This window comes from Streptomyces sp. NPDC044063, from assembly GCF_056434285.1.
Genome location: NZ_JBWKFM010000039.1, coordinates 56228 through 63928, shown reverse-complemented (window position 1 = coordinate 63928; position 7701 = coordinate 56228). Strand labels below are relative to the sequence as shown.

General features: G+C 71.5%; 7 protein-coding genes. 3 read left to right on the top strand and 4 right to left on the bottom strand.

From position 1 onward, the window contains the following. Positions 1-122: 122 nt before the first annotated feature. The gene (locus AC07BS_RS31925) at positions 123-1073 is read right to left on the bottom strand and encodes a hydroxyacid dehydrogenase (protein ID WP_478935246.1); all 951 of its coding nucleotides are present in this window, start codon (positions 1071-1073) and stop codon (positions 123-125) included. Between the two features lie 106 nt (positions 1074-1179). Between AC07BS_RS31925 and AC07BS_RS31920 the strand changes: the two genes are divergently transcribed. The 3 genes from AC07BS_RS31920 (at position 1180) to AC07BS_RS31910 (ending at position 4413) form a co-directional block, all read left to right on the top strand. Next, the gene (locus AC07BS_RS31920) at positions 1180-2397 is read left to right on the top strand and encodes a sensor histidine kinase (protein ID WP_478935242.1); all 1218 of its coding nucleotides are present in this window, start codon (positions 1180-1182) and stop codon (positions 2395-2397) included. Further along, complete coding sequence (locus tag AC07BS_RS31915; protein ID WP_478935241.1) at positions 2394-3059, top strand: response regulator; 666 nt, start codon at positions 2394-2396, stop codon at positions 3057-3059. Before AC07BS_RS31920 ends, AC07BS_RS31915 begins: the two co-directional genes overlap by 4 nt. A 127-nt stretch (positions 3060-3186) precedes the next feature. Next, positions 3187-4413 (top strand): serine hydrolase domain-containing protein, encoded by a 1227-nt coding sequence (locus AC07BS_RS31910; protein ID WP_478935240.1) that lies wholly within the window; start codon positions 3187-3189, stop codon positions 4411-4413. Between the two features lie 24 nt (positions 4414-4437). Here AC07BS_RS31910 and AC07BS_RS31905 read toward each other — a convergent pair whose 3' ends face one another. From AC07BS_RS31905 to AC07BS_RS31895, 3 genes are read right to left on the bottom strand one after another with little or no spacing between them, the layout of a single operon-like run. Then, entirely contained in the window at positions 4438-6051 is a 1614-nt protein-coding gene (locus AC07BS_RS31905) for an outer membrane protein assembly factor BamB family protein (protein WP_478935239.1), read from the bottom strand. Further along, positions 6048-6683 (bottom strand): hypothetical protein, encoded by a 636-nt coding sequence (locus AC07BS_RS31900; protein WP_478935238.1) that lies wholly within the window; start codon positions 6681-6683, stop codon positions 6048-6050. Before AC07BS_RS31900 ends, AC07BS_RS31905 begins: the two co-directional genes overlap by 4 nt. Continuing rightward, a complete protein-coding gene (locus AC07BS_RS31895; RefSeq protein WP_478935237.1) occupies positions 6680-7669 on the bottom strand; it encodes a C40 family peptidase in 990 nt (329 codons plus the stop codon). Before AC07BS_RS31895 ends, AC07BS_RS31900 begins: the two co-directional genes overlap by 4 nt. Positions 7670-7701: the final 32 nt, after the last annotated feature.

The following is a 7701-nucleotide window of genomic DNA, read 5'->3' as shown; positions in this document are numbered from 1 at the left end:
CAGCGCCGATGGTACTGCAGGGGGGACCCTGTGGGAGAGTAGGACGCCGCCGAACTCCTTTTGAATGCCGTAGGCCCTGGAAACAGAGAAATCTGGTTCCAGGGCCTACGGCTTTTTTGCGTTTATGCCAGCCATTGCAATTCGCTCTCCTCCACCCTCCCCAGCAGCGGCACACCCCGCACCCAGCGTTCCGCCTCCTCCACCACCCATACGCCCAGACGCCGCACCTCGCTGCCCTGGGCTCCCGCGATATGCGGGGTGATGAGGACGTTGGGCAGGCTGAAGAGCCGGTGGCTGCGGTCCAGCGGTTCGGGGTCGGTGACGTCCAGGAAGGCGCTCAGCCGGCCCGAGGCGCATTCCCGGGTCAGTGCGTCCGTGTCGATGAGCGATCCCCGTGCCGTATTGACGATCGTGCCGCCGTCCGGGAGGAGGGCGAGCCGTTCGGCGTTCAGCATGTGATGCGTGGCCGGGAGCTCGGGTGCGTGGAGCGTGACGACGGCGCTCGCCCGGCAGAGGGTGTCCAGGTCCACCGAGTCCGGAGCGTACGGGTCGTGCAGCAGAATCCGGTACCCGGCGTCCGACGCCCTCAGGAGGTCCATGACCCGCCGGCCGATGCGCGAGGCGCCGACGACTCCGACCGTCAGCCCGTCGCCTCCCCGGCGCTCGTGGAATCCCGGCCAGCCGGCACGGCCGCGGGCCGCGTAGGAGGCGGCCGTGGGCAGCGTTTTCTTCGCCGCTAGGGTGATCAAGGCGAAGGCGTAGTCGGCCACCGGACCCGCGTTGGCCCCGGCCGCCGACGAGACGACGATGCCGCGTTCCCATACCGCCGCTGTGACCAGCTGTTTCACCGAACCCGCGGCATGGAGCACGCCGCGCAGCCCGGGCGCCGCTGCCAGGAACTCCTCGGTCAGTGCCGGGCTTCCCCATCCCGTGATGAGGACCTCGGCCCGGGCCAGGGCCTCCCGTCCACCCGGCTCACCGACGTCTCCGACCAGCTCGCCGATGTCACCGAGGCGGCGGCGCAGGTCAGGGGGCAGGACGGACGCCGCCACCTCGTCGTCGAGCGCCGTCACGATCACCGGCCCGGCCGGTCCCCGTCCGCGTCCTCGTCCGCATCCCCGTCCCCGTCCCCCATCGTCCACGCGCATCCATCTGCCCGCCCCGGAGAGGGAAGACACCTTGCCAGCGCACCCCCGACCTCGTCCGCGTACCGTCGACGCGATCGTCACCGTCGTCGTCCAGGCGGCGGTGACCATTCCCTTCGTCGTACCGCGCGCCGCGGACGTACCGCCGGCCACCTGGACGTCGTACGCCATGACGTCGCTGACCGTACTGCCGCTGCTGTGGCGCGGCCGGGCGCCGCTGACCGTGCTGCTGGCCATCACGGCGGCGGGGATCGCCTACCTGCCGCTGAACGGGCCCGGGCAGCCGTTGCCGTACAGCTCGATGGTCGCGCTGTTCACCGTCGCCGCGCAGGGCGGGGTGTGGCAGCGGCGGGCGACGCTGGTGATCGGGCTGCCGGTCGTGGCGCTGACCGTGGCGGTGCGGACGAACACCGCACGCGAGTACCTCTTCTCCGCGTTCCTCTTCGGCATGGTCTACGTCCTGGGCGCTCTCACCCGCACCCGGCAGGCGTACACCGAGGCCGTGGAGCTGCGGGCGGCCGAGCTGGAGAGGGCGCGGCAGGCGGAGGTGGAGCGGGCGGCCGAACGCGAACGGGCCCGTATCGCCCGTGAGATGCACGACGTGCTGTCCCACGCCGTCGGTCTGATGGTCGTTCAGGCGGAGGCCGGGCCGTTGGCCGTACGGTCGGATCCGGAGCGGGCGGAGGCGGCTTTCGACGCGATCGCGGGCGCGGGCCGGGACGCGATGGTGCAGTTGCGGCGCATGCTCGGGGTGCTGAAGGAGGATGCACGAGACTCCCGCGATCGTGATCGTGTCCGTGATCGTGATCTTGATCGTGTCCGTGATCCGCAGCCGACGCTCGACGGGCTCAAGGGCCTGGTGGACGACGTACGGCGGACCGGGCTCGCGGTCACCCTGACCACGCGCGGCACACCGCTCCCGCTCGCGGCCGACGCGCAGGTGACGGTCTATCGGGTGGTCCAGGAGGCTCTGACGAACGTGCTCAAGCACGCGCACGCCACCCTCGTGTCCGTACGGCTGACCTGGGCGCCGGGCAGCCTGCTCGTCGAGGTGGAGAACGACGGGACGGGGGAGGGAGGGGTTCGTGACAGCAGCGGCACCGGCGGCGGGCGTGGCCTCATCGGCATCCGGGAGCGTGCCGCGGCCCACGGCGGTACGGCCGTGACCGGTCCCGCACCGGACGGGCGCGGCTTCCGCGTTGCCGTCGAACTGCCCGTCGTGATCTCCTCGCCCGCGGAGGTGGAGAGGTGACGATCCGTGTGGTGGTGGCCGACGACCAGGAGCTCGTGCGCGGCGGCTTCGCGATGATCCTGGGGGCGCAGCCGGACATCGAGGTGGTGGCCGAGGCCGGTGACGGGGTCGAGGCCGTGGCGGCCGTACGGTGGCACGCGCCCGATGTGGTGCTGCTCGACATCCGGATGCCGCGCATGGACGGGATCGAGGCGGCCCGTGTGGTGTGCGCGGAGTCCGCCACCAAGGCCGTCATGCTCACCACCTTCGACCAGGACGACTACGTGTACGAGGCGTTGCACGCGGGCGCGAGCGGGTTCCTGCTCAAGGACGTGCGGCGGGACGATCTGGTGCACGCGGTACGGGTGGTGGTGGCCGGCGACTCGTTGTTGGCCCCCTCGGTGGCCCGGCGGCTGGTCGAGGACTTCACCAGCCGGGTGCGGCCGGTCGAGGAGGCGGCCGCGGACCGGGAGCTGGGTCTGCTCACCGCGCGCGAGCGCGAGACGCTCGTCCTGCTCGGGCGGGGGCTGTCGAACGCGGAGATCGCCGCCGAGCTGGTGGTCAGCGAGCACACGGTGAAGACGCACGTGAGCAACGTGCTGTCGAAACTGGGGCTGCGGGACCGCATCCAGGCGGTCATCTGCGCGTACGAGACGGGTCTGATCGCGCCGGGCGCGCGCTGAGAGCATCCCTCGCGCGGGGGAGGCGGGGTCAGGCAGAACCGCTCGCGTCGGCGATTCGCCGATGGGCGCCCGAACCGAGGATGGATCACAGAAAACAGTGATCCACTCGAGTTCGGGGGAAGTGTTCATGCATCACCGTCGTTTCGTGCTCGCCGCGACGGCTGTCGCGGCGTTGACCGTCGGGGCGTCCGCCGTCGTACCGGCCGGTGCCGTCGCCGTTCCGCACACCGCCACGAAGCGGCCCGTGTCCGCCGACGCGCAGGCCGTACGGAAGGCCCTGCGGGAGGCCGTCGCCGGGTTGCCGGACCCGGCCACCGCCACGACGGCGCAGGTGCGGCTCGGCGGCGAGGACGGCGCGTGGCGGACCGTCTCGGGCGTGGCCGACGTCCGGACGGGGCGGGCGGCGGAGGGCGGCGAGCGTTTCCGGGCGGGCAGCGTCACCAAGGCGTTCACGGCGGCGGTCGTGCTGCAGCTCGTGCACGAGGGGAAGCTGTCCCTCGACGGGACGGTGCAGCGGTACCTGCCGGGCCTGCTGCCGGCGCGCTACCCGGACGTGAAGGTCAGGCACCTGCTGAACTACACCAGCGGGCTGCCGAGCGCCGACGACGGGCCCACCGACGTCGAGGGGCAGCTCGAGGAGCGCTACCGGACGTGGGACCACCGCGAGCTGGTGCGGAGCGGCTTCGACAAGCCGATGGAGTTCGATCCGGGGACGCGGCAGCACTACTCGAACATCGGTTACAACGTGCTGGGTCTGCTGATCGAGAAGGTGACGGGCCACGCGTACGAGAAGGAGGTGCGGGAACGGGTCATCGACCGCGCGGGCCTCAAGGACACCTACAGCCCCGGCGACGACCCCCGCATCCACGGCCGGCACGTGCGCGGCTACCAGGAGGTCAAGGGTTCGCTCGTCGACGTCACCGAGTGGAACCAGTCGAGGACCTGGGCCTCCGGCGACCTGATCACCACCGCGCCGGACCTGGAGCGCTTCACCACCGCGCTGTTCGGCGGGCGCGTGGTGCCGCGGCCGGAGCTGGAGCTGATGTTCACGGTGCCGAAGGTGCCCGTGTACCGCGATCCCGAGGCGAAGGCGAAGTACTCCAGCGGCCTGAGCACCGACAAGCTCCCCGACGGCACCGTCATCTGGGGCAAGACGGGCAGCCGCTACGGCTACCTGACCGGCTTCGCCGCCACCCGGACGCTCTCCCGCACCGTCGTCTACACGGTGGGCTCGACGCACGCGAAGAGCGAGGAGAAGAAGATGGACCCGACGGTCGCGAAGATCATCACCGCGCTCGGGGCGAAGGCCGGAAGGACTCAGGCCGGCAAGGCCGGCCGCGGCGGGACCGAGTAGTCCCGCCGCATCACGATCTCCTGGTCAGGAAGCCTGCCCCGGCGGCTCCGGTGCAGCGACCTGGCCCGAGCCGTCCGGGGCGGGCTGCTGCTCGGAGCCGCTGCTGGGCTCCAGCGCGTACAGCAGTTTCTCCCCGAGCTTGTCGGAGACGACGAGGGCCCGCTTGGCGGCCAGGCCCAGCGGGATCGCGACGTCCTTGCTGTCCATCACGGTGTCCGCGCCGGCGGTGAGGGTGTGCCAGCGCTGCTGCTGGTCGACGGCGTAGATGCGGTCGGCGACGGCGCTCTTGGGTGTCGCGCCGTTGACCTCGCGGCTGCTGCCGCGCTGGGTGTCGAGCAGCAGCGGGCCGACGGCGACCAGCGGGCCGGTGGCGCGCACGGTCAGGGTGCCCGGGTCCTTGCCGGCCTTGCCGGTGGCCAGGGCCTTGCCGGTGCCGGCGTCATAGACGGTGGCCCAGGTGGTGTCGTCCTTCTTCCAGACGCCGACGATCCGGCCGGCGTCCACGCCGAGCACGGTGTTGAGCTTGGTCTTGTCCGCCGGGGCCTTCATCTCCAGGCCCTTGTCCGGCTGCTTGCCGGGGGCCAGGCGCCACCAGCGGCCGGAGGGGTCGGCGGCCAGGATCGTCTGCCGGTCGGCGGCCAGCGCGGTGGTGCGGACGGGCAGGTCGACGTTCTGGACCTTGCCGTCGGCGATGACGGCGGCGGTGGCGTCCGGCAGGGAGATCAGGGGCGAGGTGCCCAGGAACGTCACGGTGCCGGAGCTGGGGATGTCGACGCTGTGGTGGGGGTGCTTCTCGTCGTCGACGGCCCAGTAGTGCAGGGCCTGGCCGGTGGAGACGGCGATGACGCGCTGCCCGTCGACCTGGGTGAAGACCAGGCTGCCGGAGGCGTCGTTGGGGATGCCCGCGGTCCACTTGGTGATGCCGGAGGCGGGGTCGAGGACGACGAGCCGGCTCTTGTCGGTGACGGCGGCGATCGTGCCGTCGTCGGCGACGGCCGGGGCGACCTGCCCGCTGATCTTCAGGGCCCAGGCGGCCCGTCCGCTCCAGCCGTCGGGGGCGGGGCGCGGCAGGTTGGCCGGCGGGGGCGGGGTCGGTTTGGCGGACGGGGTGGTGGCCTCGGCCTTCGGGGCGTCGGAGGGGTCGCCGCCACCGCCGGAGAGGACGACGGCGGCGCCGAGACCGATCAGGCCCAGGAAGACGCCCATCGCGATCAGGCCCTTGGCCTGCGACTTCTTGCCCTGGCCGCCGCCCTTGCCGCCGGGCCCCGACTTGTCGGCCCTGCCGGCCTTGCCCGCCGCGGCGGGGGATGCCGTGGCGGCCGCGCCGGAGCGGGGGCGGCGCTTGCCGCGCCGGCCGCCGCCGGCCTCGACGGGCAGCGCCTCGACGGTTCCGTCGGGGTGCACGATCAGGGGGAACGTGGTGCCGTCGGCCTCGATGGCCGTCACCCGGATCGCGCGCCCCAGACGGGCGTAGCGTTCGGCGACGTTCTTGACCGCCCACTGGCGCGCCTCGGCGCCGTCGATGCCGGCCGGCAGGGCCAGGACGGCCCCGTCGACCTCGACGGTGCCCTGCCCGGTGAGGCGTACGACGGGGGCGGGCCAGTCGGGGACGGTGCTGGGATCGGTGCCGGTCGTCACTTGGCCACTCGCATCGTGTCGGCTTTCCACGGTTGGTCTTTGTCGGTGCGGGTCAGGTGGATCCACTGCACCCAGGTCTCGGTCGGGCCCTTCCAGTCGTCCCGGCCGAGCGTCGTCACGGTGACCTCGAACTGGCGGTAGGCCTCGGTGTCGGTGTCCATCCGCTGGTCGTCGTAGGCGCGCTTGGCGGTGGCGGTGGTGTAGCCGTGGTGTTCGGCCATGGTCCGCCACGCGGCGTCGGGCTGGGACAGCGGCTGTACGGTCGCGACGTCCTTGGCGAGGGAGTCGGCCAGCCACTCCGTGGTGCGGCGTTGCGCGTCGGAGGGGCTGGTGTCGAGGTCGGCGTCGAACGTCCAGTTGGTCACGGCGATGGCCTCGGCGACGGCGGTGGCGTCCTTTTCGTCGACGTCCTTGGGGAGGCCCGCCTTGGGGGTGCCGCTCTTGCCGGTCGGGAGGGGTTTGGGCGGGGAGTAGGTGGCGTTGGGACGCGCGGTGGGCGGTGGGGAGGAGGGCTTGGCGGTGGCGCCGGATTCCTTGGAGTCCTTGTGGGTGCTGCCGCTTCCGCATGCGGTCAAGGTGACGGCCATGGCCATGCCGGCCACCGCCATGCTCACGCGGGATCGTTTGCTCATGCCATCCTCCTGACGTCCCAGGGGAACTGCGTCCAGTACGGGTCCAGGTCGACGATCTCGACCGTCTTTCCGGGCCTGGGGGCGTGGATCATCTGTCCCCTGCCTATGTAGAGACCGACGTGGCCCCAGTCGCCGTCGTTGTTGATGACGATGACGTCACCCGGCTGCATCGCCTGAGGGGTGGAGGGCACGGATCTGCCGGCACCGCGTTGCGTCTGCGACGTGCGCGGGATCTCGACGCGGCCACCGGTGCCGGCGAAGACGGCGTACTGGGTGAGGCCCGAGCAGTCGAACCCGCCGCCGGTGGGGCCGTTGCTGCCACCGCCGCCCCAGATGTAGGGGAGGCCGAGACCTCGGCGCGCGGCAGCGACGATGCTGCCTCCGACGCCGCTAGAAGGAACGTTTCCGCCACTGCTCAGTGAACCCTGGTACTTCGCGGCGCTCTTGAGGATGGACGCCACGTAGCTCTGGGTCTCCTGGTAGGGCGGCATGCCGTGGTATTGGGTGACGCGGAAGGGGCCGGCGTTGTAACCGGCGAGCGTCATCGCGACGATGTCGCCCTTGACGTTCCCGCTGGCGATCTCGGGGGCCAGGTCCTTCGCGATCGCGCAGTCGTAGGTGCCCTGGGACATGATCGCGTCGAAGGGGTTGAACGGGTCGGCGTAGCCGTCCCCGTCGGCGTCCACGCCGTAGGCGCGCCATGTGTCGGGGATGAACTGGCTGAGCCCCTTGGCGTTGGCGGGCGAGACGGCCTTCGGGTTCCAGGAGCTCTCGGCCTCGATCTGCGCGGCGATGACGGCCGGGGGTATCTGAGGACAGATGCTCCCGGCCTTCAATATCCACGAGACGTACTGGGGCGGTACGGAACCGTCCTTCAGGCCGCCGTTGATGCCGCCGCCGTAGCCGCCTCCACCCACTCCACAGCCCGCCAGCACAAGGCTCAGTGCTGCCGCCCAGCCCGCCCGAGCCTTTTGGCGCAGACGCATCCTCACGACCCCCCGTTCGAATGCCATGTCAA